General features: G+C 74.9%; 26 protein-coding genes. 10 read left to right on the top strand and 16 right to left on the bottom strand.

Translation table 11 applies throughout. The features are described 5' to 3' along the window. The first annotated feature begins 8 nt into the window (after positions 1-8). Genes ACTMS0_RS09245 through hisC form a run of 3 tightly spaced genes read left to right on the top strand, consistent with a single transcriptional unit; the run spans position 9 to position 2,768 of the window. Positions 9-695 carry an RDD family protein gene (locus ACTMS0_RS09245; RefSeq protein ID WP_441154730.1) on the top strand — a complete coding sequence of 229 codons (687 nt, stop codon included), beginning with the start codon at positions 9-11 and terminating at the stop codon, positions 693-695. A 22-nt stretch (positions 696-717) separates the two neighbouring features. Beyond that, complete coding sequence (locus ACTMS0_RS09240) at positions 718-1,668, top strand: RDD family protein (protein WP_441154729.1); 951 nt, start codon at positions 718-720, stop codon at positions 1,666-1,668. Further along, the gene (hisC, locus tag ACTMS0_RS09235) at positions 1,665-2,768 is read left to right on the top strand and encodes a histidinol-phosphate transaminase (protein ID WP_441154728.1); all 1,104 of its coding nucleotides are present in this window, start codon (positions 1,665-1,667) and stop codon (positions 2,766-2,768) included. Before ACTMS0_RS09240 ends, hisC begins: the two co-directional genes overlap by 4 nt. Before the next feature lie 59 nt (positions 2,769-2,827). On the opposite strand, the gene ACTMS0_RS09230 is transcribed toward hisC, so the two are convergent. The 5 genes from ACTMS0_RS09230 to ACTMS0_RS09210 form a co-directional block, all read right to left on the bottom strand. Continuing rightward, the gene (locus tag ACTMS0_RS09230; protein ID WP_441154727.1) at positions 2,828-4,081 is read right to left on the bottom strand and encodes an outer membrane protein assembly factor BamB family protein; all 1,254 of its coding nucleotides are present in this window, start codon (positions 4,079-4,081) and stop codon (positions 2,828-2,830) included. A gap of 125 nt (positions 4,082-4,206) precedes the next feature. Then, a complete protein-coding gene (locus tag ACTMS0_RS09225) occupies positions 4,207-4,677 on the bottom strand; it encodes an SRPBCC family protein (RefSeq protein ID WP_441154726.1) in 471 nt (156 codons plus the stop codon). A gap of 106 nt (positions 4,678-4,783) precedes the next feature. Continuing rightward, positions 4,784-4,993, bottom strand: a complete 210-nt coding sequence (locus tag ACTMS0_RS09220; protein WP_441154725.1) for a DUF397 domain-containing protein — start codon at positions 4,991-4,993, stop codon at positions 4,784-4,786. Between the two features lie 297 nt (positions 4,994-5,290). Next, positions 5,291-6,490: a fumarylacetoacetase gene (gene fahA, locus ACTMS0_RS09215; RefSeq protein ID WP_441154724.1), complete on the bottom strand. Its 1,200-nt coding sequence runs from the start codon at positions 6,488-6,490 to the stop codon at positions 5,291-5,293. Next, positions 6,487-7,350: a hypothetical protein gene (locus ACTMS0_RS09210; protein ID WP_441154723.1), complete on the bottom strand. Its 864-nt coding sequence runs from the start codon at positions 7,348-7,350 to the stop codon at positions 6,487-6,489. Before ACTMS0_RS09210 ends, fahA begins: the two co-directional genes overlap by 4 nt. Before the next feature lie 81 nt (positions 7,351-7,431). Here ACTMS0_RS09210 and ACTMS0_RS09205 point away from each other — a divergent pair, with 81 nt between their 5' ends. After that, entirely contained in the window at positions 7,432-8,601 is a 1,170-nt protein-coding gene (locus ACTMS0_RS09205) for a homogentisate 1,2-dioxygenase (protein WP_441154722.1), read from the top strand. A 60-nt stretch (positions 8,602-8,661) separates the two neighbouring features. On the opposite strand, the gene ACTMS0_RS09200 is transcribed toward ACTMS0_RS09205, so the two are convergent. Genes ACTMS0_RS09200 through ACTMS0_RS09185 form a run of 4 tightly spaced genes read right to left on the bottom strand, consistent with a single transcriptional unit; the run spans position 8,662 to position 11,434 of the window. Beyond that, complete coding sequence (locus ACTMS0_RS09200; protein WP_441154721.1) at positions 8,662-9,687, bottom strand: tetratricopeptide repeat protein; 1,026 nt, start codon at positions 9,685-9,687, stop codon at positions 8,662-8,664. Positions 9,688-9,697: 10 nt separating this feature from the next. After that, positions 9,698-10,180: a 2-C-methyl-D-erythritol 2,4-cyclodiphosphate synthase gene (ispF, locus tag ACTMS0_RS09195; RefSeq protein ID WP_441154720.1), complete on the bottom strand. Its 483-nt coding sequence runs from the start codon at positions 10,178-10,180 to the stop codon at positions 9,698-9,700. Positions 10,181-10,196: 16 nt separating this feature from the next. After that, entirely contained in the window at positions 10,197-10,892 is a 696-nt protein-coding gene (ispD, locus tag ACTMS0_RS09190) for a 2-C-methyl-D-erythritol 4-phosphate cytidylyltransferase (protein WP_441154719.1), read from the bottom strand. A gap of 56 nt (positions 10,893-10,948) precedes the next feature. After that, positions 10,949-11,434, bottom strand: coding sequence for a CarD family transcriptional regulator (locus ACTMS0_RS09185; protein WP_012015454.1), 486 nt, complete (start codon positions 11,432-11,434; stop codon positions 10,949-10,951). A gap of 327 nt (positions 11,435-11,761) precedes the next feature. On the opposite strand from ACTMS0_RS09185, the gene ACTMS0_RS09180 reads away from it, so the two are divergent. Continuing rightward, complete coding sequence (locus ACTMS0_RS09180; protein ID WP_441154718.1) at positions 11,762-12,451, top strand: hypothetical protein; 690 nt, start codon at positions 11,762-11,764, stop codon at positions 12,449-12,451. 67 nt (positions 12,452-12,518) lie between these two features. Here ACTMS0_RS09180 and ACTMS0_RS09175 read toward each other — a convergent pair whose 3' ends face one another. The 3 genes from ACTMS0_RS09175 to ACTMS0_RS09165 are packed head-to-tail and all read right to left on the bottom strand — an operon-like array spanning position 12,519 to position 15,550. Further along, on the bottom strand, positions 12,519-13,568 hold the full coding sequence (locus tag ACTMS0_RS09175) for a type III polyketide synthase (protein ID WP_441154717.1): 1,050 nt from the start codon (positions 13,566-13,568) through the stop codon (positions 12,519-12,521). A 34-nt stretch (positions 13,569-13,602) separates the two neighbouring features. After that, the gene (locus ACTMS0_RS09170; protein WP_441154716.1) at positions 13,603-14,769 is read right to left on the bottom strand and encodes an acyl-CoA dehydrogenase family protein; all 1,167 of its coding nucleotides are present in this window, start codon (positions 14,767-14,769) and stop codon (positions 13,603-13,605) included. A 43-nt stretch (positions 14,770-14,812) separates the two neighbouring features. After that, positions 14,813-15,550 (bottom strand): methyltransferase domain-containing protein, encoded by a 738-nt coding sequence (locus ACTMS0_RS09165; RefSeq protein WP_441154715.1) that lies wholly within the window; start codon positions 15,548-15,550, stop codon positions 14,813-14,815. A 46-nt stretch (positions 15,551-15,596) separates the two neighbouring features. Here ACTMS0_RS09165 and ACTMS0_RS09160 point away from each other — a divergent pair, with 46 nt between their 5' ends. From ACTMS0_RS09160 to disA, 4 genes are all read left to right on the top strand, one after another. Beyond that, the gene (locus ACTMS0_RS09160; RefSeq protein WP_441154714.1) at positions 15,597-16,442 is read left to right on the top strand and encodes a UbiA family prenyltransferase; all 846 of its coding nucleotides are present in this window, start codon (positions 15,597-15,599) and stop codon (positions 16,440-16,442) included. A gap of 137 nt (positions 16,443-16,579) precedes the next feature. Next, positions 16,580-17,269, top strand: a complete 690-nt coding sequence (locus ACTMS0_RS09155; RefSeq protein WP_441154713.1) for a hypothetical protein — start codon at positions 16,580-16,582, stop codon at positions 17,267-17,269. 86 nt (positions 17,270-17,355) lie between these two features. After that, positions 17,356-18,810, top strand: coding sequence for a DNA repair protein RadA (gene radA / locus ACTMS0_RS09150; protein WP_441154712.1), 1,455 nt, complete (start codon positions 17,356-17,358; stop codon positions 18,808-18,810). A 130-nt stretch (positions 18,811-18,940) separates the two neighbouring features. Continuing rightward, positions 18,941-20,116: a DNA integrity scanning diadenylate cyclase DisA gene (gene disA, locus ACTMS0_RS09145; protein ID WP_441154711.1), complete on the top strand. Its 1,176-nt coding sequence runs from the start codon at positions 18,941-18,943 to the stop codon at positions 20,114-20,116. Here the strand turns inward: disA and ACTMS0_RS09140 are convergent. The 3 genes from ACTMS0_RS09140 to ACTMS0_RS09130 form a co-directional block, all read right to left on the bottom strand. Further along, complete coding sequence (locus tag ACTMS0_RS09140; protein WP_441154710.1) at positions 20,113-20,835, bottom strand: hypothetical protein; 723 nt, start codon at positions 20,833-20,835, stop codon at positions 20,113-20,115. The two genes, disA and ACTMS0_RS09140, sit on opposite strands and share 4 nt — an antisense overlap. A gap of 114 nt (positions 20,836-20,949) precedes the next feature. Then, positions 20,950-21,513, bottom strand: a complete 564-nt coding sequence (locus ACTMS0_RS09135) for a peptide deformylase (RefSeq protein ID WP_441154709.1) — start codon at positions 21,511-21,513, stop codon at positions 20,950-20,952. After that, positions 21,510-22,022: a glycine cleavage system protein R gene (locus ACTMS0_RS09130; protein ID WP_441154708.1), complete on the bottom strand. Its 513-nt coding sequence runs from the start codon at positions 22,020-22,022 to the stop codon at positions 21,510-21,512. The genes ACTMS0_RS09135 and ACTMS0_RS09130 overlap by 4 nt, the downstream gene beginning before the upstream one ends. Before the next feature lie 101 nt (positions 22,023-22,123). Here ACTMS0_RS09130 and ACTMS0_RS09125 point away from each other — a divergent pair, with 101 nt between their 5' ends. Next, entirely contained in the window at positions 22,124-23,023 is a 900-nt protein-coding gene (locus ACTMS0_RS09125) for an A/G-specific adenine glycosylase (protein WP_441154707.1), read from the top strand. A 139-nt stretch (positions 23,024-23,162) separates the two neighbouring features. Here ACTMS0_RS09125 and ACTMS0_RS09120 read toward each other — a convergent pair. Further along, the coding region (locus tag ACTMS0_RS09120; RefSeq protein ID WP_441154706.1) for a C39 family peptidase at positions 23,163-23,450 on the bottom strand (288 nt) is incomplete at its 5' end.

The raw sequence follows: 23,450 nt of genomic DNA, 5'->3' as shown, positions 1-23,450 counted from the left end.
TGTCGAGCGTGAGCCAACCTCCGCCGTACGTGACGCCGCCGGCCGGTGGGCACCCGCCCGCCGGCGGCGTCCCGCCGCACCCCCACGGGTACGCGATACCGCCGCAGTACGCCCCGCCGCCGGGCTGGGCCGGGCCGCCCCGTCCGGTGCCCCCGCCGCCGGCGCTCGCCCCGAACGGGCAGCCGCTCGCGAGCTTCCCCGACCGGCTGTTGGCGTGGCTGATCGACACCGCCCTGGCCACGGCCGTCGCGCTGGTGGTGTTCCTTCCGGTCTACCTGGTCCTCTGGTTTCGGATGTTCGTGGCGGTGACGCGGATCAACCCGGACGGGACGCCGGTCGAGCCGGACCCGCGCACCCTCTTCCTGGACTACCTGCTGCCGCTGCTGCTGGCCCAGCTCGGGCTGTTCGTCCTGATGATCGGCCTGTACTGGCTGTACCACGTGGAGTACCTGCTGCGCCGCGACGGCCAGACGTTCGGCAAGAAGGTGATGAAGCTGCGGGTCGTCCCCCTCGATCCGGCCCGGCGGCTGACCCGCCGCGCGGCCGGCCGCCGGTGGGTGGTGCAGTTCCTCGCCAGCTCCTTCGTCCCCTTCCTCAGCTATGTCGACGGGTTCTGGCAGCTGTGGGACCAGCCCTGGCAGCAGTGCCTCCACGACAAGTTCGCGGAAACCGTCGTCGTTAAGGTTGCCGAGTGAACGAGCGCAGCGAGGCGGCCCGGTGAGCGTCGCACCCGGTTGGTACGTGGACCCCGCCGACCCGGACACCCGGCGGTACTGGGACGGCGAGGGCTGGGTCGGCGCGGCCATCCCGGTCGACGCCACCCCGCCGGAGGGTCCGCCACCCGCCGAGTCCGCCGTCCCCCCCTCGGCGCCCGTCACGCCCTCGGCGCCGCCCGCGCCCGCACCGGGACCGGTGTCCCCGGCTCCTGGCCATCCGCCGGCCGGACACGGCGGTCCGGCCGGGCCCGCCGTCGGCCCGGCACCGCACCCCGGCGGGTGGCCGCCGCACGCCGCACCGCCGGGGTACGCCGCGCCGCCCGGCTGGCCGCCCGGCGCCTGGCCCGGCCGGCCGCCGGAGCCGCGCCCGCACGGGCTGCCGCTGGCCGGGTACGGGGCCCGCCTGGTCGCCCGGCTGATCGACTTCGCCGTCGTCTTCGCGCTCAACGCCGCCGTCAACGGCTGGTTCGTCTGGCGTCTCGCCCAGGAGTTCCGGCCCACCGTCGCCGAGTGGTGGCGGCGCGTCGAGAACGGGGAGATGACGTCGGAGCCGCTGCCCCAGCCCGGTGCGCAGGCGGAGTCGCTGCTCGTGGTCATCCTGCTGATCGCCACCGCGCTCTGGCTCGCCTACGAGGTGCCGGCCATGGCCGCGAGCGGACAGACGCTGGGCAAGCGGCTGATGGGCATCAAGGCCGTGCCGCTCGCCGCCGACCAGCCGCTCGGCATGGGCCGGGCACTGCGGAGGTGGAACACGCTGGGCCTGCCCACCCTGCTCTGGTACTGCTGCGGCCTGGGCCTGCTGCTCCAGCTCCTCGACGCGGTCTCTCCGCTCTTCGACCACCCGATGCGGCAGGCCCTGCACGACAAGCGGGCACAGACCGTGGTGGTCCAGCTTCCCCGCACCCCCGCCCCAGAGAACGACCGCACCACACCCCCGGGAGACACCCCATGACCGACACCGGACGTCCCCAGCCGTCGCCGCGGCTGACCCGCCCCGACCTGGACGCGCTGCCCAACTACGTACCCGGCCGCAGCCCGGCCGACCTGGCCCGGGAGCTGGGCCTGCCCGAGGCGATCAAGCTGGCCAGCAACGAGGTGCCGTACGGCCCGCTGCCCGGCGTCGTGGAGGCGGTCGCGGAGGCCGCGGCCGGGGTGCACCGCTACCCGGACATGGGCGTGGTGGCGCTGCGCCAGGCCCTGGCCGAGCGGTACGGGGTGGACCCGGACCGGATCGCCACCGGCTGCGGGTCGGTGGCGCTGGCCGAGCACCTGGTGCGGGCCACCTGCCTGCCCGGTGACGAGTTGCTCTATGCGTGGCGGTCGTTCGAGGCGTACCCGATCATCGCGGCGACCAGCGGCGCGACCAGCGTGCGCGTCCCCAACGACGCCGGGCACGGGCACGACCTGGCGGCGATGGCCGCGGCGGTGACCGACCGGACCCGGATGATCCTCGTCTGCAACCCGAACAACCCCACCGGTACGGCCGTCCGCACGGCCGAGCTGGACCGGTTCCTCGACGCCGTGCCGGACGACGTGCTGGTGGTCATCGACGAGGCGTACCGGGAGTTCGTCACCGATCCGGAGGTACCGGACGGCCTCACCTACGCCGACCGGCCCAACGTGGCGGTGCTGCGGACGCTCTCCAAGGCCTGGGGCCTGGCCGGTCTGCGGATCGGCTTCCTGGTCGCCCAGCCGGCGGTGGCGGCGGCGGTCCGCAAGGTCGTCACGCCCTTCTCCACCAGCATGGCCGCGCAGGCGGGCGCGCTCGCGGCGCTCGCCCAAGCCGACGAGGTGGAGCGGCGGTGCGCCCTGGTGGTGGCCGAGCGGGACCGGGTCACCGAAGCGCTGCGCAAGCTCGTCCCGGACGTGCCGGACAGCCAGGCCAACTTCGTCTGGCTGCCGCTCGGCGACCGGTCGGTGGACTTCGGCAAGGCCTGTGAGTCGCGCGGCGTGATCGTGCGGCCCTTCCCGGGCGACGGGGTGCGGGTCACCATCGGCACGCCGGCCGAGAACGACGCCTTCCTCGCGGCGGCGGAGTCGGCACTCGGCTGACTGTGAGCATGGCGGGGTCGGTTCAGCAGTGGTGAGCTGATGGCTGGCGGTGGTGGCGGTTAGGTCGCGGCGAGCAGCACGGGCTCGGAGGTGAAGAAGTAGCGCTGGTCGTCCGCCTCCGGGTCGACCGGCTCGCGGAGCCGCTCCACCGCCACGTAGCCGTCCACCGCGTACGCGGCCCCCGGCGCCCAGGACGTCCCGTCCGAGCCGGCGGTGAGGGTGAACCACGACAGCTGCGCACCGGTGGCCTCGTCCAGCGTCACCAGGCCGTTGGCGTCGGTCACCAGGTGCACCCGGTCCGGCTCGACGGCGAGCACCCGCCCCGCGCCCAGGTCCCGGCGCCACCGCTCGACGCCCGTCCGCGCATCGCGGCCGACGGCACTGCCGCCGGCCATCCCGATCGCGGTGTCACCGGCGAGCACGCTGTCCGGACGGTCCAGGGCTGGTGCGGCGGTCGGCTCGCCGTCGCCGAACAGCCAGCCCCGGCCCGCGCCGTCGCCGGCCCCGGTGACCGTCCGCAGGCCGGCACACCCGGACCGGCCGGTACGGCAGCCCAGCGGTGTGGCGCTCAGCGCGTCGCCCGCGCCCGGCGGGCGCCACCGGGTGCCCACCGTGCCCGTGCCCGCGTCCCGGAACTCGACCGTCGCCGGTCCGTCGCACCCGTCGACGCTCACGAGCCGGCCGGCCGCGGTGGTGCCGATCACGTCGTGGCAGCCGGTACCGACCCCGGCGCGCCAGCGGCGCCGCCCGTCGGCGAGGTCCACGGCGGTCAACGCGTCACCGCCGGCGGCCACCACCACCGACCCGCCGCCGGGGATCGGGGCGACGAAGAGGCCCTCCGGGTTCCACACCCTCGCCGACCCGGTCCGCCGCGCCGTCGGTATCCGCGCCGGGGCCGGCCCCTCCGCCCGCCAGGCGACCCGGCCCGTCCGCGCGTCCAGCGCCACGAGCAGGCCGTCCGACCAGCGGCTCACCACCGTGGTCCCGCTCGCCACCAAGCCGGCCAGCTCGGCGGGCCAGCGGCGGTACGACCAGTACGGGGTGGTCCGGTAGCGGTGGTCCACCGGCCGGTCGGCGTAGACCTGGCGCTGTGCCGCGTACACCCGGAGCCGGCCGTCGACGACCAGCGGGGCCACCGGCAGCCGGGCGACCACCCGCGGGTCCCGGTTCGGGGCCTCCGGATACGCGGCGCGTGCCGGCGTGCTGACCTCGGCCGGGGCGAGCACCCGCCAGACCGTGGCCGCTACCGCGACGGCGACCAGCAGGACCGCCGCCACGAGGACGACGCGTCGCCGGCCCTTCGGGAACCCCATGCGCACCTCCGCCCGGCACCCTACCCAGCGCGGCCCGCCCGGCCACGGTGAGGTTGCCGAGGCGGGCGGCAGTTGGGCGTGTGTCGAAGTCCCGGCGAGGCCGGGTCGTGACGTCGATAACCGCCCTAGGCGGCCTCGGTGGTGGCGTCGGCGGCAGCGGCGGCGAGGTCGGCGAGGTCCCGTCGCAGGGCGCCCTCGACCGCCCGGGCGGCCAGCCCGCCGAGCAGGAGTGCCACGACCCGGCCGTACGGCTCGGTGGCGACCGCCTCCTGCGTGACCGTGACCTGCGTGCATCCGCGGCCGCGGCGGCGGACCGGGCGCAACGTCCAGGTGACCCGGTAGTCCACCCCCGCACCGGGCGAGCTGAGCACCAGGCGTCGCGGCGGCTCCACGGCGACCACGACGAACTCCTCGATCAGGGCGGACCCGTCGGGCTGCGACCGGACCTCCCGCCAGGTCGTGCCGGGGCCGAACCCGCCCGGGGTCAGCACCTCGACCCCGCGGGTGGCATGGGCGCGGACGGTCAGGTCGGTGAGCAGACGCCAGACGTCCACGGCGTGCGCCTCGATGGACCGGGTCACCGCCACCCTCGACATGCCACCTCCCGTGGCGTCGACGGTACGCCGGGTGAGCGCGGAACGGGGGCCCCTCGGGTGGAATTTCCGTCCCGGGAGGCCCCTCGCGGCGCGCGGCCGGCGGCGGTCAGGGGCGGAACTGTCCCGCCTGGATCGCCCGCACGAACGCCGTCCATCCCGGGGGGCTCACCGCGAGCGTGGGTCCCGACTGGTCCTTCGAGTCGCGTACGGCCACCACGCCGAGCGCGTCGACGAGGTTGTCGGCCACCTCCACGCAGAGCCCCTGGTCGTTCGAGCGGCTGCTGGTACGCCAGACCGCGCCCGCGAGATCGTTCATCCTCACCCTCCTGTCGTCGGACGCCAGCCGACAGCCGGGCCGGGACCGAAGGGGGAAGATCGGGCCCGGCCCGGCGCGGCACAGCGACGGAATCCGGTCGATCAAACGCGGGAGGTGTGCCCGCCCATCGGACGATCTGTGCGACGACCCGTCCCATCCGCGGGACCCGACGGACGGGGCGTACGTCAGGAGGGGCGGGCGGGCGACGGTCGGCTCCGGCGCGCGGCCGAGCGTCGGAGCCGCGTCCGACGGACGGCTCGGGTCAGCGAGCCGGGAGGATGGTTCCGGCAGGCCCGGTCAGCGGGCCGGGAGGATGGTTCCGGTGACCTCGCCGAGGGCGACGGTCGTGCCGTCCGGGCCGGGCGCGGTGGCGGTGATGGTGACCGTGTCCCCGTCCTCCAGGAAGGTCCGGGTCTCCCCGCCGCCCACCTTCACCGGCTCCGTGCCGCCCCACGTCAGCTCCAGGAACGAACCGACCTGGTGCCGCTCGGGGCCGGAGACCGTGCCCGAGGCGTACAGGTCGCCGGTGCGCAGCGACGCCCCGTTGACGGTCAGGTGGGCCAGTTGCTGGGCCGCGGTCCAGTACATCGTGGCGAACGGCGGCTCGCTCACCCGCTCGCCGTTCCACTCCACGGCCAGCCGCAGGTCGAGGCCGAGGTGCGGCTCGTCCCGCAGGTAGTCGGCGACCGGCGGGTCCTGGTCCGGTGCCGGGACGAAGGCCGAGCCGAGCGCCTCCAGCGGGGTCACCCAGGCCGAGATCGAGGTGGCGAAGGACTTGCCGAGGAACGGGCCGAGCGGCTGGTACTCCCAGGCCTGGATGTCCCGGGCGGACCAGTCGTTGACCAGCACCACCCCGAAGACGTGGTCGTCGAACTCGTGGGCGGCGACCCGCCGGCCCAGCGGGCTCGGCGTGCCGACCACGAAGCCGACCTCCGCCTCGATGTCGAGGCGGACCGAGGGACCGGTGACCGGGCCCTGCGGGGTGGCCCGCTGCCCCTGCGGCCGCACCACCGGCGTGCCGGAGACGACGACCGTGCCGGCCCGGCCGTGGTACCCGATCGGCAGGTGCTTCCAGTTCGGCAGCAGCGGCGGCTGGCCGGGCCGGAAGATCTGACCGACGTTCGCGGCGTGGTGCTCGGAGGAGTAGAAGTCGACGTAGTCGGCGACCTCGAACGGCAGCAGCAGCTCGGCCTCGGCCAGCGGGACGAGCAGCGGCTCGACCGCCGCCCGGTGGGCAGTGTCGGTGAGCAGTTCGGTGATCCGCTGCCGGACCGCCGTCCACTGGGGACGGCCGAGCGCCAGGAACTCGTTCAGGCGGGGGCGGCCCAGCGCCCCGGCGGCGAGCACCAGGCCGGCGGCCTCCGCGCCGCCGAGGTCCAGCACGAGATCCCCGATGCGTACGCCCACCCGCGGCTCGCGGTCGGCGGTGCGGAACACCCCGCACGGCAGGTTGTGCACCCCGTACGGCGAACCCTCGGCACCCGTCACCCAGCTCATGCGTCGACGCCCCCGTTCACCAGCCCCAGCCGGATCAGATCGGTCAGTGGTTCCAGGATGCTGCACGAGCCGTACCCGACCCACAGCGGACGCGCCGCGTGCAGACCGGCTTCGATCGGCTGGAGCAGCGGCCGGGGGTCGGTAGCGGTGAGCAGCTCGGCGACCCGCTCCACCCCGGCGCCCCCGGCAGCGGCGAGCGTGGCGGCCAACACGTTGGCGAAGCCGTGGTGGGTGAAGCCGGTCTCCGGCTCCAGGTGCCGCACCGCGTGGTGCAGGCCGGCGGTGAGCTTGAACGGCAGCTGCCGGTCCCGGCAGGCGCAGATCACCGCGGCCAGCTCGGCGGGGGTCGGGAACAGCTCGGCGGCGAGGCCGCCGGTGCGGAACTTCGCCGCCACCGGCGCTCCGGCGGCACGGGCGTCGACGAGCGCGTCCAGCGCGCCCATCAGCCCGAACGTCAACGGGATCTCGGCGTAGACGGCGGTGGTGTCGAGCCGGTCGGTCAGCTTCAGCAGCTCGGCCAGGCCGGGCAACGGGTCCTCGCCGCGCCTGGCCACGGCCACCTCGACCTGGCGGGCGGTGACGCCGGCCGGCAGCGCCGCCAGGGCGGCGGGCAGGCCGTCCAGCCCGGTGTCGCCGATCAGCCCGACCACCAGGCCCTCCGCCGGGTCGACCAGCGGGTGCAGCTCGCGGCCGGTCACCGCGGAGGCGGGCACCAGCAACGGGCCGACCAGGTCGGCGTACCAGGAGGTGCGGTGGCGCCGGTGCGCGGTGACCGCGTCGGGCAGCGGTGCGCTGCCGGGCGGGAAGACCGCGGCATCGTCGACGAGGCCGGCCAGGAGCCGGGGCAGCTGCGTTGACACGACACAAGAATGTACGGGACGCTACAAGGAGCGGACAACCGCGTCCGATAATCGGACGCCAACCGGCCCCCGGGAGGCGAGATGCCGTACTACCGCCGCGTCGGCGACGTGCCGCGCAAGCGCCACACCCAGTTCCGTCAGCCCGACGGGAGCCTCTACGCGGAGGAGCTGATGGGCCAGGAGGGCTTCTCCTCCGACTCGTCTCTGCTCTACCACCGGTACGCGCCGACCGCGATCGTCGCGGCCGAGGAGTTCACCCCGCCCGCGTTCACCCGTACGCCGAACCTCCCGCTCAAGCCCCGCCACCTGCGCACCCACAAGCTCGACGCCGCGGGCGCCGATCCGGTGCTCGGCCGGCAGTACCTGCTCGCCAACGACGACGTGCGGATCGCGTACGTGCTGGCCGACCGGCCGTCCCCGCTGTTCCGCGACGCCACCGGCGACCACTGCCTGTACGTCGAGTCCGGCACGCTGCGCGTCGAGTCCACGTTCGGCGTGCTCGACGTGGTCGCCGGCGACTACGTGATCATCCCGACCTCGACCATCCACCGGCTCGTCCCGACCGGTTCGGAGCCGGTCCGGCTGCTCGCCGTCGAGGCGGCCGGCCACATCGGCCCGCCCAAGCGTTACCTGTCGGTGCGCGGTCAGTTCCTGGAGCACGCGCCGTACTGCGAGCGGGACGTCCGCGGGCCGGACGCGCCGCTGCTGGCCGACGGCACCGACGTGGAGGTGCTGGTCCGGCACCGTCGGGGGTGGACGCGGTACGTCTACGCGAACCACCCGTTCGACGTGGTCGGCTGGGACGGGCACATGTACCCGTGGGCGTTCTCGATCCACGACTTCGAGCCGATCACCGGCCGCATCCACCAGCCGCCGCCGGTGCACCAGACCTTCCAGGGCCCCAACTTCGTGATCTGCTCGTTCGTGCCGCGCAAGGTCGACTACCACCCGGACGCGATCCCGGTTCCCTACAACCACCACAACGTCGACTCCGACGAGATGCTCTTCTACACCGGCGGCAACTACGAGGCGCGGCGCGGCTCCGGCATCGAGCAGGGGTCCATCTCGCTGCACCCGTCCGGCTTCACGCACGGGCCGCAGCCCGGAGCCGCCGAACGGTCGATCGGGGTCGACTTCTTCGACGAGCTGGCGGTCATGGTGGACACGTTCCGCCCACTCGACCTGTGCGACGCGGCTACGACCTGCGAGGACGACGCCTACGCCTGGACCTGGGCCCGCCGCCCCCGGTAAGGCCGGGGTGCTCAGCTACGCGGCGCTGGTCACCCCTGACACGTGCCGCCCGACGCCGGGTCACCTGACGGGTCGGGCGACCACGGTCAGTTCGGCGACGGTCGCCACGCCGATCGCCAGGACCAGCGGCCACGGCGTGCCGACCAGCGCGTAGAGCAGGATCAGCACCGGCGCGGCGGCCGCCGCGTACACGGCCAGGGCCAGGGTGCGGTCGGAGCGCAGCAGGCCGGGCAGGATCGTCCGGGCCAGGCCGGGCAGCTTCGCGGCGTACCGCCACACCAGCAGCGCCCCGCCGAGCGCCGCGAACACCGCCGCGACGCGCGACGTGCCGTCACTGCCGACGGCGAGGCAGGCGAGCACCACGGCCGCGATCATCGACCAGCCGGCGCCGAAGACGACGAGCTGGCGCAGGCCGACGGAGATCGTCCGGCCCGAGTCGATCCGGCCCGGGCTCATCGCGGCGGCCTCGGCGAGGTGTTCCAGCGCCTCGCTCCAGCGGCGCTGCTCCAGCCGAAGCACGCCGATGTCGTGCCGCGCCTCGGCCAGCTGCGGGTCGAGCCGCAGCGCCTCGGTGTACGCCCGCTCGGCCAGGTCGTACAGCTGCATGTTCGCCGCGACCAGGCCGAGGACGAGGTGCGCCTCCGGCTCCTCGGGGGCCAGCTCCACCCCGCGCCACGCCGCGTTCAGTGCCGGCTGGCCGTTGCGCGAGCCGGCCAGGATCGCGGCCGCGCTGCGCTGCGCGTACGCGTCGTCCGGGCCGAGCGCGAGGATGCGGTCGCCGGTCCGGGCCGCCTCCGCGTACTCCTCGAGGTCGGCGAGCGCCATTGCCCGGGCGACGAGGGCGGGGACCCAGTCGGGGGCCGCGGCGACGGCGCCGTCGGCGGCGGTACGCGCGTCGGCGGGCCGACCGGCGGCGAGGTGCACCCGGGACAGGGCGGTCAGCACTGCGGCGTTGGCGGGTTCGAGCGCGACCGCGTAGCCCAGCTCGGCGGCGGCCTCGTCGTACCGGCCGAGCTCCGCGAGGAGCTGGGCACGCTGGACGTAGCCGTCGGCGGCGGAACGGTCGGAGGTGGCGTCGCTGGACATCGCGGCGAGCCTAGGCGGCCGGAGCCTCGTACACCAGGGCCACCGCGATGCCGGTCAGGCCCTCGCCGCGTCCGGGAAAGCCGAGCCCGTCGGTGGTGGCGGCGGACACGCTGACCGGGGCGCCCACCGCCTCCGACAGCACCCGCTGCGCCTCGTCCCGCCGCGGACCGATCTTGGGACGGTTTCCGATCACCTGCACCGAGACGTTCCCGATCGCGAACCCGGCCGCCCGCACCCGGCGGGCGCTCTCGGCGAGCAGTGCCACGCCGGAGGCGCCGGCCCACTCCGGCTGCCCGACCCCGAAGTTCGAGCCCAGGTCGCCGAGGCCGGCGGCGGAGAGCAGCGCGTTGCAGGCGGCGTGCGCGGCCACGTCGGCGTCCGAGTGCCCGGCCAGGCCGTCCTGGTCGGGCCAGTGCAGGCCGGCCACCCAGCAGGGCCGACCGGCCTCGAAGGCGTGCACGTCCGTGCCGATGGCCACCCGCGGAACGATCATGACCCGAGGGTACGCGTCAGGCGCCGGTGGCCAGCAGGTGCTCGGCCAGGGCCAGGTCGAACGGGCGGGTGATCTTCAACGCGTACTCCGAGCCGGGTACGCACACCACCGGGACGCCCAGCTTCTCGACCAGGCCCGCGTCGTCGGTGAGCGGGTCGGTGGCGGCGGCGTGCGCGGCGGCCAGCACCGCCCGGCGGAAGCCCTGCGGGGTCTGCACCGCACGCAGAGCGGCGCGGTCGACCGTGCCGAGGACCAGCTCGCCGGCCCCGACCTCCTTGATCGTGTCGACCACCGGCAGGACGGGGATGACCGCGTCGTGACCGGCCCGGACCGCCGCCGCGACGGCTTCCACCAGGTCGGGAGGGGTGAGCGCCCGGGCCGCGTCGTGCACCAGGACGATCTCCGGGCCGGCGGGCACCGCGGCGAGTGCGGCGGCGACCGACGCCTGCCGTTCGGCACCACCGGGCACCACGGTCACCGGCGCCACCGGGGCCAGCAGCTCGCGGACCGCGTCCAGCTCGCTCGCCGGTGCCGCCACCACGATGGTGTGCACGGAGACCGCGGCGGCCAGCCGGCGGACCGCGTGCACCAGCAGCGGCTCGCCGCCCAACAGGCGCAGCGCCTTCGGCCGGCCGGGGCCCAGCCGCACCCCGGCACCGGCCGCAGGCACGAGGACCGCGACGTCACCGCGCGGATTGAGCTGCGCGGTCACGTCGCGGTCCTCGGTGGTTTCTTCGCTGCGAATCGGGTAGGACGATGGGGTGCGGATCAGGCTTCGGTCAGCACCTTGTCGAGCAGCGTCTCCGCCTCGTCCTTGGTGCTCTTCTCGGCCAGCGCGACCTCGCCGACGAGAATGTCGCGGGCCTTGGCGAGCATGCGCTTCTCGCCCGCGGACAGCCCCCGCTCCCGCTCCCGGCGCCACAGGTCGCGGACGACCTCGGCCACCTTCAGCGGGTTGCCGGAGGCCAGCTTCTCCAGATTCGCCTTGTAACGCCGCGACCAGTTGGTCGGCTCCTCGGTGTGCGGAGCCCGGAGAACGTCGAAGACCTTTCCGAGGCCCTCTTCGCCCACCACCTCGCGCACACCCACGATCTCGGCGTTCTCAGCGGGCACCCGGACCGTGAGGTCACCCTGCGCGACCCTCAGAACGAGGTACTGCTTTTCCTCGCCCTTGATGACCCGAGTCTCGATTGCCTCGATGAGTGCGGCCCCGTGGTGGGGGTAAACAACGGTCTCGCCGACACTGAAAACCATAGGTTCGAAACCCCTTTCGCTGTGTCTAGGGTAACACGCTCAGACACCGATGTCTCACCGCTGTCCTGACCGTTGGCGCAGCTCAGGGGCCCTGTGAGAGGGATTTCTTCAGCTTGACAGGCCGCCAGACCGAAGAATCGAACACACTCCGTGACGATCACGTGACGTCCCGGTACGGATGACGGAAACCCGAGATCAAGGGCATGCGCTCAGCCTCATGGTATCCCGCGGCGCCGGTACGCGCCCAGGTGTAGCGGCAGGAGGCCCGGTGGGGGACGCTGGAAGGGAGCCCGCCGCAGGCTCACCGAGACAATTCCAGGGGGTCTGATGGGCAAGCCCGACGCAGACGGCCCCGGACTGCCCGACCTGCCGCCGGAGTGGGGCCGGGTGGTCGTGCCGGACGACGCCTCGGCACTGGCCGCCGAGGCCGAAGAGGTCCGCCGAGAGCTGCGCCGACAGGCGCAGGGTGACGCACCCCGGCCCGTACCACCGCTCGCGTTGCCGCTGCTGGTGCTCCTGGTGGCCGTGGTCACCACCGTGGCCGGCCTGGTCGCCGTCACCTGGCCCCGCTCCACCCGCTCGACGCCGTCGGTGTCGACGCCGGCCCCGTACGCGCCGCCGGCCGGGCTGACCGGGCGGCCGCTGCCCGCACTCGACCTGGTCGACGACGGGCAGCCGGTGCCGCTGCGCGGGCTGCTGCCGGCGCTCATCGTCCTGGTCGACGGGTGCGCCTGCGCGGCCGAGATGGCCGGCGCCGCCTCCGTTGCGCCGCCCGGTGTCACCGTGGTCACCGTCGACGCCGACCCGGCCGTCCGGGTCCCTCCCCCGCCCGCCGGGAAGACGGTCCGTGCGCTCGCCGACCCCGCCGGCGGGCTGCGCGCCTTCCTGCACCTGCCGGCCCGCACCGGGGCGGCCACCGCACTGCTGGTGGACCGCTCGGGGACCATGGTCAAGGTGGTCCCCGAGGTCCGCTCGACCGGGGACTACCAGCCCGAGCTGGCCCGCCTGGCGGGCTGATCCGCGCCCGTCGCCCGCGACCGGTCCGCCGCCCCGGCGCCCATGCGCCGAGGGCAGCGCGGCCCGGTCAGCCCTGCTCTTCGAGCAGTGCCGCGTACAGGGTGAGGCCCGGGCCGAACGCCAGCATCACCACCCGCCGGGGCGGTACGACGGCCCGGCGCAGCCGGTCCAGGATCAGCAGCACCGTCGGCGAGGAGCAGTTGCCGTGCGCGTCCAGCGTGGCCCGTGAGGCGGCCATCCCGTCCGGCGACAGGGCCAGCTCCCGCTCCACCACGTTGAGGATGCGCGGGCCGCCCGGGTGGACCGCCCAGCCGTCCACCCCGGACATCGTCGTGCCGTGCCGGGCGAGCAGGTCGTCGACCAGCCCCCGGACGTGCGTGGAGAGCACCTGCGGCACCTTCGGCGACAGCCCCATCCGGAAGCCCGTGTCGGTGACGTCCCACGTCATGTGGTCGGCGGTCGACGTGTCGGTGACCGAGGTGACCTCGCGCAGCGCGTACCCCGGACCGCCCGGCATCACCACGACGGCGACGGCGGCGTCCGAGAAGAGCGCGTGCGAGACGATCTGCTGGGTGTCCACCCGGGCCGTGGAGGGCTGGATGTGCAGGCTGGTCAGCTCGGCGCAGAGCAGCAGCGCGGGCCGGCCCCGGGCGGTCACGAAGTCGCTCGCCGCGCCGAGCCCGGGCAGCGCGGCGTAGCAGCCCATGTGGCCGACGAACATGCGCTGGGTGCCGGGGGCCATGCCCAGGTCCCGGGCGAGCAGGATGTCCAGCCCCGGGGTGGCGTACCCGGTGCAGGAACAGACCACGAAGAGCCCGACGTCGTGGGCGGCCAGGCCGGCGGCGGTCAGCGCACGGCCCACCGCCTCCTTGCCCAGCGGCAGGGCCTCCACCTGGTAGCGGCGCATGCGCCGCTCGGTCGGCCAGTCGGAGACGTCCTCCAGCAGCGGGTTGACCGCGGCCTGGCGGCGGCTCACGCCGGAGTTCGCGAAGATGCGCTGGGCCAGCGCCCGCGTGGTGCCGGAGAAGTGCTTCGCGAAGAAGTCCTCCCACAGCTCGGCCTGGTCGGCCGAGGGCGGGTGCGCCGTACCGATACCCGCGATCACTGGCACGGCCACGATGCCCACCTCTCGTCGTGATTCCCCTGCACGTTCACCAACGAGGGGCCGACCCGTCGCGGTCCGGGTCGCCGCCCAGCGCCGCGATGCCGAGCCAGTCCGCGCAGACATCGGACGTCGCGGGGTGCAGCGAGCCGCAGCGCGCGTCCCGGTACAGCCGCTCCAACGGATGCCCCCGGCGGGTCGCGGACGTCCCGGCCGCCTCCAGCACCGAGGCCGCCACCTCGGCCGCCGTGGTGCCCGCCAGCAGCTTGGCCCGCCACACCCAGCGGTTGGTCTCGGCGTCGCCGGGTGCCTCGTCGACCCGGCGGGCCGCCTCGGCGACCACCAGGCCGGCCGCCGCCACCGCCGCGTCGGCGCGGCCCAACCGCGCCCGGACCGCAGGCAGGCCGGCGAGGTTGCGGGCGTTGAGGTGCTCGGCGGCCGCGTCGATCGCCGCCCGGGCGACCCCCACGTACACGGCGGCGTAGCTCGCGACCAGCCAGTGCGGCATCAGCTGCGCGACGACCAGGGCCAGCCCCTCCACGCCGCCGAGCAGCCGGTCGGCCGGCACGGTGACGTCCAGGTGCAGGTCGTGCGAGGAGGTGGCCCGCATGCCGAGCGAGTCCCACGTCTCCTCGACGGTCAGTCCGTCGCCGGCCGGCACCAGGAACTGGGAGACCACCGACGGGTCGGCGGCGCCGCGAGCCGCCACCAGGTAGCCGTCGGCATGGCCGGCACCCGAGCAGAACGTCTTGCTGCCCTTGATGCGCCAGCCCCCGTCGACCGGCTCGTAGACAGTGCTGAGCTGCGAGAGCCGGGCGCCCGCGCCGCGTTCGCTCATCGCGACCGCGTACCAGGCACCCTCGGCCGCCGCGCGCAGCAGCCGGTCCCGCGCCGCGAGCGCCTCCTCCGGTACGCCGAGCGCCTCGGCCAGCTCCTCGGTCACCGCGCCCAGCGCGCCGGTCACCGAGGCGTGCATGTTGAACACCAGGGCGGTCGCGCCGTTGCCCCGGGCCAGCTCGGTGGCGACGGCCGCGTACTCGGCGAAGGTGGCCCCCAGGCCGCCCAGCTCGCGGGGGACCATGAGGCCGAACAGGCCCGCCTCCCGCAGGTCCCGGAAGTCGTCGGCCGGGAACGAGCCGTCCCGGTCGTGCCCGGCCGCCCGGGCGGCGAATCGCGGCGCCAACCGGCGGGCCGCCTCCACAGCCTGCAGCGTCATGGAACCCCCTTCTCCGCGTACGTGTACCCCCGCGCCGGTTCCGCTATCCCCTTCGGACCCCCCGGCCCTGGTAGAGGACGGCGGTCGACCAGGTCGGCACGATGCGCGGCGGCGGCCCTGCCGGGCCGGCGGCGCCGCGCACCCGCCGGGCCAGCCAGGCGAGCAGGCCGGTCAGCTGCGGCCGGACACCGCGCAGCCGCAGCTCCACGCCGTGCCGGGCGCATTCGGCGACCAGTGCGCGGGCGTCCACGAACAACCGTGGATCGTGGATGCCGCGGGGCACGGTGGGCAGCCGCTCGGCGATGTGGACGGCGAGCAGGCGGCTCAACGCGGTGTCGTTCAGGGTGTCGAGGACGAGCAGCCCACCGGGGCGGAGCAGGCGGCAGGCCTCGGCCACCGCCCGCCGCCAGTCCGGCACGTGCTCCAGCAGCTCACCCGCGGCGACCACGTCGGCGCAGCCGTCCGCGAGCGGGACGGCGGTGGCGTCGCCGTTGACGACGGTCACGCCGTGCGCCGCGGCCTGTTCCAGGGCTGAGAAGGTCAGGTCCACACCGACGTGCCGGTAACCCTTGCCGGCCAGGTGGGGGGCCAGCAGCCCGGCGCCGCAGCCGAGGTCGACCAGGAGGGCGTCGGGGCGGGACGCCGCCGGCACGAGCGCCGCGCGGGCCTCGGCCAGCCAGTGCAGCATCGCGAACGCGCCGTCCGGCCGCCACCACTCGCCGGCCAGGTCGTCGTACTGGCGCGGATCGTTGCGCGGCAGGGTGCGGCCCGCGTCTCGCATGGACACGAGCGTGGCACGACTGCCCGGTAACGACCAGACTTCCCTCATGCCGTCGACAGTGCTAATGCCGACGCTGGCCCTGCTCAGGGCGAGCCATCCGGAGCCGGCCGCCGCGGTCACCACCGTCGCCGGCCTGCTCGCCTGGGGCGTCGGGCACCGGCCGTCCGGCGTCGTCGCCGTCGTGCTGACCGTCGCCGCGAGTCAGCTCGCCGTCGGCTGGGCCAACGACGCGCTCGACGCGGAGCGGGACGCCGCGGTGGGGCGTACCGACAAGCCGGTCGCCGCCGGCGCGGTGAGCCGGCGCGCCACGGCCCGGGCCGCCGTGGTGGCCGCGCTCGCCACGCCGCTGCTCGCGCTGGCGACGAACCCCACCGCCGCGCTCGTGGCCACCGCCGGCCTGCTCTCCGCGCTGCTCTACGACTGGCCGCTGAAGTCCTCGCCGCTGTCGGTGCTGCCCTACGCGCTCTCGTTCGGGTCGCTGCCGGCCTTCGTCGTGCTCGCGCTGCCCGGCGCGCCGGCGCCGCCGGTCTGGCTGGTCGCCGCCGCGGCCCTGCTCGGCGCGGGCGCGCACTTCGCCAACGTGCTGCCCGACCTCGCCGACGACGCCCGCACCGGCGTGCGCGGGCTGCCGCACCGCCTCGGTTCCGCCGGCAGCCGGGCGGCCGCCGCCGGGCTGCTGCTCGCCGCGACCGCCACGCTGGTCCTCGGGCCGCCCGGGCCGCCGTCGGCGGTCGGGCTCGCCGCGGTGGCCGCCGCCGTCGTGGTGCCGCCCCTGACGTGGTACGGCGGACGCACGGCCAGTCGGGCGCGGCCGGTGGCGGACTTCCGGGCGGTGATGGTGATCGCCCTCATCGACGTCGTTCTGCTGGTCACCAGCGGTCGGGTGCTCTGAGGACCACCCCGGGAGGTGGCATCCCCGGGTCGGCGTGCGGCCCTCGATCCACCCCAACTACCCTGGAGCGCGGTCTGCGCGGGCATGGCCACCGTGCCCGGGTATGGCCGGGCGGGATCGTGACGAGGAGGACCGACGTGACGCGCTCGATCAGGGGTTCCCGGCGGGCGGCCCTGCTGCTGTCCGGGGTGGCGGCGGCGACCGGACTGCTGCTGTCCGGGTGCGGCGCTGGCCAGGTCGCCGAGACCGCCAACAAGGAGCCGTCGGTCCAGGGCGTGAACCTCCAGACCAAGAACGGTGCGTACGCGGTCCGCGGCCTGCTGGTCGCGTTCCCGGGTGTCGAGGGTTACAAGGCCGGGGCGAACGCCGTCCTGAACGCGGTGATCTACAACGACTCCCCGAATCCGGTCACGGTGACGGTCACCACCGACGACGCCCGCGAGGTCGTCATCACCGGCGCCGGTGCGACGACCGGGGCCACCGGGTCGCCCACGCCGAACGAGTCGCCGTCGGAGAGCCCGTCGCCGTCCGCGCCGGCCGCGCAGCCGGCCCGGATCGAGATTCCGCCGCTGAGCTACGTGCAGCTCAACACCGAGGGTCGGCAGGTCCTCCAGCTGATCGGCCTGGAGGAGTCGCTGCGCTCCGGCCAGAACGTCTTCGTGACCTTCGACTTCGGCAACGGCAACACCGTCACCGGCCCGGCCCCGGTCGCGGTGCCGCTCACCCCGGCCGCGCCCCCGTCGCCGATCATCGAGCGTGAGGGCGGCTACGAGGGCCAGGAAGAGGGCGGGCACGGCCCCGGCGGCGAGGGCGGCGCCGAGCACTGACCCACGCGAACCACGGCACCGTCGGCGTTGGTGAACACCACCACGCCGGCGGTGTTTTCGTCGTACGCGGGGGCTAACGTCCCGGTGTGACCACCTCACGATCCACCTCCCCGCGCGCCGGCACGGCGGGCGGGCGCGGCCGTGCCGGCGCCCGCGAACCCCGCCCGGCGTACGAGTGCGACGCCTGCGGGCACCAGCCGCCCAAGTGGGTGGGGCGCTGCCCGGAGTGCGGCGAGTGGGGCTCGGTGGTCGAGTGCACGCTCACCGGCCCGACGGTCTCCGGCCGGGTGGTCAGCTCCCGGATGCCGGCCGAGCCGGCCCGCCCCATCGCGACGATCAGCGCGGCGCCCGCCCGGGCCCGCCCCACCGGCGTCAGCGAGCTCGACCGCGTGCTCGGCGGCGGTCTGGTCCCCGGCGCGGTGGTGCTGCTCGCCGGGGAGCCCGGCGTCGGCAAGTCGACCCTGCTGCTCGACGTGGCGCAGCAGTGGGCGGCCGGCGGGGGCAGCCCCTCGCTGGTGGTCAGCGGCGAGGAGTCGGTCAGCCAGGTCCGGCTGCGCGCCGAGCGCATGGGCGCCCTGCACGACCAGCTCTACCTGGCCGCCGAGAGTGACCTCGCCGCGGTGCTCGGCCACCTCGACGCGGTCAAGCCGGGCCTGCTGGTGCTCGACTCGGTGCAGACCATCTCCACCACCGGCACCGAGGGCGTGCCGGGCGGGGTGACCCAGGTCCGCGCCGTCACCGCGGCTCTGGTCGCGGTGGCGAAGGAGCGCGGCATCGCCACCGTGCTGGTGGGTCACGTCACCAAGGACGGCCAGGTCGCCGGCCCTCGTGTGCTGGAGCACCTGGTCGACGTGGTGCTGCACTTCGAGGGCGACAAGCACTCGTCGCTGCGGATGGTGCGCGGCGTGAAGAACCGGTTCGGCGCGGCGGACGAGGTCGGCTGCTTCGAGATGCACGAGGGCGGCATCAGCAGCCTCGCCGACCCGTCCGGGCTGTTCCTGACGCGCTACTCGGAGCCGGTGCCGGGCACCTGCGTGACGGTGGCGATGGAGGGGCGGCGGGCCCTGGTCACCGAGGTCCAGGCACTGATCGGGGCGACGGTAGCGGGCTCGCCGAGGCGTACGGTCTCGGGGCTCGACTCGGCCCGGCTCGCCATGGTGCTGGCCGTGCTCCAGCGGCGCACCGAGCGGCTGACCCTGCACGACCGGGAGGTCTTCGCGGCCACCGTCGGCGGCATCCGGGTGGTCGAGCCCGCCGCCGACCTGGCCGTCGCCCTGGCCGTCGCCTCCGGCGGGCTGAACCTGGCCATCGCCCCGCACCTGGTGGCCATCGGCGAGGTCGGGCTCACCGGCGAGGTGCGGCGGATCGGCGCGGTGCCACGCCGGCTGGCCGAGGCGGCCCGGCTCGGGTTCCGCCTGGCGCTCGTGCCGCCTGGTTGCGGGCCGGAGAGCACCGGCGTCCGGGCCGAGCAGATGCGCGTGATCGAGGTCACCGACGTCCGGGCGGCCCTCCAGGCCGTCGCGCGGGCGTCCGTGGAGTGACCGGTTCGGGCATCGAGGGCGATACCGGATCGACCGGGCAGGCCGGGCGGTCGGGGCGGAGGCCGGCATCGCGACACATCACAGTAACCACGACAGCACCCACCGCAGGGCAGTCCGTAGACTGTTGCCCGTGCCGATCGACCGCGACACCACCAAGCCTGCCGTCGCGACCCCCCACGCCCGCACCGGCGCCGTGGGTTCGCCCGCCCGTCCGATCAGCGTCAACGTGACCGGCGGCGCCGCCGGCGACCCGCTGCGGGCCAACCTCGCCCTGATGGCGCCGGGCACCGCCCTGCGCGACGGCTTGGAGCGGATCCTGCGCGGCCGCACCGGCGCCCTGATCGTCCTCGGGTACGACAAGGTCGTCGAGAGCCTGTGCACCGGCGGCTTCCCGCTCGACGTGGAGTTCTCCGCCACCCGGGTCCGGGAGCTGTGCAAGATGGACGGCGCGGTAGTGCTCTCCAGCGACGGCACCCGGATCGTCCGGGCAGCGGTGCACCTCATGCCCGACCCGTCCATCCCCACCGAGGAGTCCGGCACCCGCCACCGCACGGCCGAGCGGGTCGCCCACCAGACCGGATACCCGGTCATCTCGGTGAGCCAGTCCATGCGGATCATCAGCCTCTACGTCAACGGCCAGCGGCACGTGCTGGACGATTCGGCCGCGATCCTGTCCCGGGCCAACCAGGCCCTCGCCACCCTCGAGCGGTACAAGCTGCGCCTGGACGAGGTCTCCGGCACGCTCTCCGCCCTGGAGATCGAGGATCTGGTCACCGTCCGGGACGCGGTCGCTGTCGTGCAGCGGCTGGAGATGGTCCGCCGGATCGCCGACGAGATCGCCGGGTACGTGGTCGAGCTGGGCACCGACGGCCGGCTCCTCGCTCTCCAGCTCGACGAGCTGATGGCCGGCGTGGACGCCGACCGCACCCTGGTCATCCGGGACTACCTGCCCGCCGGGCGCAAGTCGCGCACCCTCGACGAGGCGCTGGTCGAGCTCGACCTGCTCAGCGCCACCGAGCTGATCGACCTGGTCGCGGTCGCCAAGGCGATCGGCTACCCCGCCGCCTCGGACGCGCTGGACGCCGCCGTCAGCCCCCGGGGGTTCCGGCTGCTGGCCAAGGTGCCGCGGCTGCCGGTGGCGATCGTCGACCGGCTGGTGGTGCACTTCGGCAGCCTCCAGCGGCTGCTCGGCGCCACCGTGGAGGACCTGCAGGCCGTCGATGGCGTCGGCGACGCCCGCGCCCGGGGCGTACGGGAGGGTCTCTCCCGGCTCGCCGAGGCCTCGATCCTGGAACGCTACGTCTAGGCGGTGATGGTGAGCCGCACCGGCTCGCTGAGCTTCGTGCCGACCCGCGCGAAGACCTGGTAGGTGCCGGCCGGCGGGTTGGGGCCGGCGGCCACGCCGTCGGCGCAGCGGGTGGTGTCCCGGCCGTTCCAGCCCAGTTGGTAGGAACGCTCGAAGTTCGGCGTGAACGACTGGACGTCCGAGCCCTTGCCGCTGCCGCACGTGTCGGAGGACCAGATCTTCTCGGCACCCGACTTGATGAACAGTTCCTGCACGTCCGCGCCGACGTCCCGGCTGCACGTCCGGTTCGAGCTGTTCCTGATCTTCAACTGCAGGTCCACGGTCGCGCCGCGGACCACGGTCGCCGGCCGCGCGACGGCGGTCACGGCGATCTCCGCGTCGGTGCAGGTGCCGTCGTCAACGACGGGGTTGACCGGTACCGGGCCGTTCGTGGTGGTCGCGCCGGACGACGGGTTCGCGCCCGACGGGCCGGTGCCGCCCGTCGGCGGGGGCGTGCCGGTCTGCGGGGTCAGCACCGAGCCGCTGGGCTCGGGTGTCGCACCGGGCGAGGTCGCGCCCGACGTCGACTGCGCCCCACTCCCGCCCGACCGGCCGGAGCGGTCGTCCGAGCCGCTGCACGAGTAGAGCACGACAATCAGGAGGAGGAGCACCGCTCCGAGTACGACGGCGCGACGCCGCCAGTACACGGTGGGGGGCAGGGGGCCGACCGTCAGACGCATGATGCCCCCACGGTAGCGGCGCACCGCACCGCTCGCCGCCGCGACGCGCCGAGCCGTCGACAGCTCATGGGAGGAGCCTCCACTCAGGACAGCCGACCGTGTTCCGATGCACCGTCAGAGGTAGACCTTCCGTTGGTAGATGGCGTGCGCACCGGCCACCCGGTCGAGGAACAGCAGCCCGCCGCAGTGGTCGATCTCGTGCTGGAGCGCCCGCGCCTCGAACGCGTCGGTGACCAGCCGGACGACCTTGCCGGTCCCCGGCAGCGCGCCCTCCACCACCAGCCGACCGGCCCGCTTCACGTCGCCGGTCAGGTCGGGCACGGACATGCACCCCTCCCGGCCGACCTTCCAGCGACTGGCCTCCACCACCGTCGCGTTGCACAGCACGAAGGTGCCGTGCACGGTGGCGGCCTTCGGGTGGCCGGTGACGTCCACCGCGAAGACCTGGGCACCGACCCCGATCTGCGGGGCGGCCAAGCCGACGCAGCCCGGCGACACCCGCATGGTGGCGACCAGGTCGGCCGCGAGGCGTACGGTCTCCTCGGCGGTCGGGTCCACCTCGCCGCCGGCCCGGCTCAGCACCGTGGCCGGCGCGGACACCACGGGCCGCACCTCCCCCGGCACACCCAGGTCCTCGGGCGTCCAGTCACCCAGGCCCGCGTACTCCTCGCCGTTCACAGCACGTCCGGATCGGCCGGCCGGAGGGTGACGTCGACGCCCAGGTCGGCGGCGGTCGACGCCAGCCGGGCCGCCACCTTCTCGGCCGTGCCCGGCGGCAGATCCACCTCGGCGACGACGACGTAGAGCGACCCGGCCAGCCGGGTGCTCAGGTCGGTGACGTTGCCTCCCGCGTCGGCGAGCACCCGGGTCATCGCCGCCACGATGCCCATCCGGTCCGCGCCGTGCACCGCCATCACGTACGGCTCGCCGGTCCGCGCCGACTCGCCGTCCGGAGTCACCGCGCGTACGGTCGCGAGGAGCTGGCCGTCGGCGGCGAGCGGCGCCAGGGCGGCCTCGACGTCGGCCGCGGCCGGGCCCACGCAGATCAGGGTCATCGCGAAGTGCCCCCGCAGCCGGGTCATCGTGCTGTCGGTGAGGTTCGCGCCGAGCCGGGCGAGCACCTCGGCGACGTCGGCCACGATGCCCGGTCGGTCCCGGCCGATGACGGTGATGGCGAGCTCGTTCATCCCGGCATTGTCCCCGACCGGCGGCAGAGCGCGTCGCGGGCCCGGTACGGGTCGCCCAGTCAGCGGGACAGCGCCTCGGCCGTGACATCATCGGCGACGCGATGACTGAACCGACCTTCGCCACCCTGGTCAGCCGGTGGTACGCGCGCAACGCCCGGGACCTGCCGTGGCGCCGGCCCGGGGTCGGCCCGTGGGCGATCCTGGTCAGCGAGGTGATGCTTCAGCAGACCCCGGTCGTCCGGGTGGTGCCCGCGTGGGAGGCGTGGCTGGCGCGCTGGCCCGAGCCGGCCGACCTGGCGGCGGACACTCCGGCGGAGGCGATCCGCATGTGGGGGCGCCTCGGCTACCCGCGGCGGGCGGTCCGGCTGCGCGAGTGCGCGGTGGCGATCGTCGAGCGGCACGGCGGGCGGGTACCGGATCGGTTGGAGCAGTTGCTGGCGCTGCCGGGCGTCGGCACGTACACGGCGCGGGCGGTGGCCGCGTTCGCGTACGGGCAACGGCACCCGGTGGTGGACACCAACGTACGGCGCGTGGTCTGCCGGGCGGTCGCCGGTGAGCCGGACGCCGGCCCGGCCACCCGCCCTGCCGACCTGGTCGCGACCGAGGAGCTGCTCCCCGTGGAGCCGGCCGCCGCCGCGCTGGCCAGCGCCGCCTTCATGGAGCTGGGGGCGGTGGTCTGCACCGCCCGGTCGCCGCGCTGCGCGACCTGCCCGGTCGAGTCGGTCTGCGCCTGGCGCGCCTCCGGCCAGGAGGCGCCCACCGGCCCCACCCGGCGGCCGCAGCGGTACGCCGGCACCGACCGTCAGGTACGCGGACTGCTGCTCGGCGTGCTGCGCGAAGCGACCGCGCCGGTCCCCCGGCAGCGCCTGGACCAGGTGTGGGCCGACGACGTCCAGCGGTCGCGAGCCCTGGCCGGACTGGTGGACGACGGTCTCGTCGAGCCGGTCGGCGAAGCGTCCTTCCGCCTGGCCGGCGACGGTCCACCGGTCCCGGTCCCCTGACCCGTCAGCGCCTTCCTACGGCGACTGCCCCGGATTGCCACAGCCATATGTCCCGGCGAGCGGTTCGGCCGGTGTACGTGGGCATGACGAAAGGGCCGGCCCCCGGGTGGGGGCCGGCCCTTTCGGCTGTGTCGGTGTGTCAGGAGGTGCTGTAGCCGCGGGTGGCGATCCAGTCGGCGAGCGCCTCGGTGGTCATCCAGTACTCGGCCTGGTTGGGGTCGGCGCTGTCGGCGATCTTCACCTGGTGGCCGCTGTCGCGGTAGCCGGTGACGGAGATGTAGTGGCCGCCCTCGAAGGAGTGCACCCCGCCGTCGGTGTCGGTGGCGGTGCCGGCGATGTTCGCCACCAGCGCGCGGCCGTCGTCGACGGTGCGCACGACGTCCTCGCGCAGCTTGTCGGTCTGCTTGTCGTCGGCCTTGGCGTCGGT

Origin of the sequence: Micromonospora sp. H33 (assembly GCF_052068455.1) — a bacterium.
Classification (GTDB): domain Bacteria; phylum Actinomycetota; class Actinomycetes; order Mycobacteriales; family Micromonosporaceae; genus Micromonospora.
The sequence above is the reverse complement of the archived record's forward strand: the minus strand, read 5'-3'. Positions and strand labels throughout refer to the sequence as shown.